Source organism: Pseudogemmobacter sp. W21_MBD1_M6 (genome assembly GCF_052119585.1).
Taxonomy (GTDB): Bacteria; Pseudomonadota; Alphaproteobacteria; order Rhodobacterales; family Rhodobacteraceae; genus JBGQOJ01.
In genome coordinates this window covers 1-1400 of sequence record NZ_JBGQOJ010000071.1, presented here as the reverse complement: position 1 = coordinate 1400, position 1400 = coordinate 1, and the positions used below count along the sequence as shown (strand labels likewise).

Annotated in this window: 1 protein-coding gene; it reads right to left on the bottom strand. The window is 56.9% G+C overall.

Annotation, left to right across the window (positions count from 1 at the left end; genetic code table 11):
- Window positions 1-32 precede the first annotated feature (32 nt).
- The gene (locus ACEN2R_RS20880) at window positions 33-1304 is read right to left on the bottom strand and encodes an IS256 family transposase (RefSeq protein WP_442044866.1); all 1272 of its coding nucleotides are present in this window, start codon (window positions 1302-1304) and stop codon (window positions 33-35) included.
- Window positions 1305-1400: the final 96 nt, after the last annotated feature.

The following is a 1400-nucleotide window of genomic DNA, read 5'->3' as shown; positions in this document are numbered from 1 at the left end:
GAGCTATGCTTGAATTTGGGTGACGCGCATCATCAGGCGGCGCGGTTTTCGGTGTCGTTGGTCACTTCGACACCGTCTGTGAACTTGATTCCTTCGATAACCTTTGGCAACTGGTTTCTGCCCTTGAGGCGCAGCCATTTTTTCGATGCTGCCTGAATGAGGGTGAAGACCATCAGTTTTGCGGTCTTTTGTGACAGCGCCCCTTTGGTCCTCACCGTTCGGTGCCGAACAGTGGCGAACACGCTTTCAATCGGGTTCGACGTGCGCAGATGGCCCCAATGCTCAGCTGGGAAGTCGAAGAATGCCAGCATCGCCTCTTTGTCCTTTGTCAGGCATGCAACACCTTTTGGGTATTTGACGCCATACTTTTCGGAGAAAACGGCCAACGCAGCATCGGCTTCTGCGCGCGTTTCGGCGTGCTGAATGTCGTCCAGATCTGATTTGACCGCCGGGGCCATCTGTTTGGGAAAACAGTTCTGGACGTTCTTTACCTTATGCACCCAACACCGTTGATGCTTTGTGCCTGGAAACGTTTTGTCCAGTGCGTTCCAGAACCCCATGGCTCCATCCCCAACCGCAATTTCCGGTGCGACGGACAGCCCGCGACCTTTGATGTCGGTCAGCAACTCATGCCAGCTCTGCGCGCTCTCCCGCAGGCCGACCTGAAAGCCGATCAGCTCTTTCTTGCCCTCCGGTGTCGCGCCGATGATCACCAGCATGCATTCGGCATTTTCCTCCATCCGCGCCTGAAGATAGACGCCGTCCGCCCAGATGTAGACGTAGTGGCGGGCAGACAGATCCCGCCGTGCCCAGGCATCATATTGAACCTGCCATCCAGCAGTCAGACGCGAGATCACGCTTGGCGAGAGGTTGGGCGCATCTGGCCCCATGATGGCCGATAGGGCTTCCTGGAAATCTCCCGTTGAAATGCCTTTCAGATACAGCACCGGCAGCAAGGCATCCAAGCTGACCGAGCGGCGCGCCCACTTGGGCAGGATATTCGATGTAAAACGGATCCTATCTGCAGGATCGGGCGTTGCCATCCGATCGCGCACCTTGGGCCGCTGGACATCCAGGGCACCAATCCCTGTCTGAATCTTCCGTTCAGGGCCAAATCCATGCCGCACAATCCGCTGACGCCCGTCTTCCAGCTGCTCATCGGCAAAACTGGCGACAAAGGCATCAGCCTCAGCCTTCAGCGCTTCCGCCAGCATCCGACGAGCACCCTGCCGAGCAAGCTCTGTCAACGGATCGATAATCGTTTCCGATTGGCGAAATGGCAGGATCGTTGTATCTTCTTTCATGGCGTATCGCTCCTTGTGAGGTTCTGGCCGGCTTTGACACCCGCCACGATACGCCGCCCTTCAAATCACGCCATCACCCAAATTCCCGCATAGCTC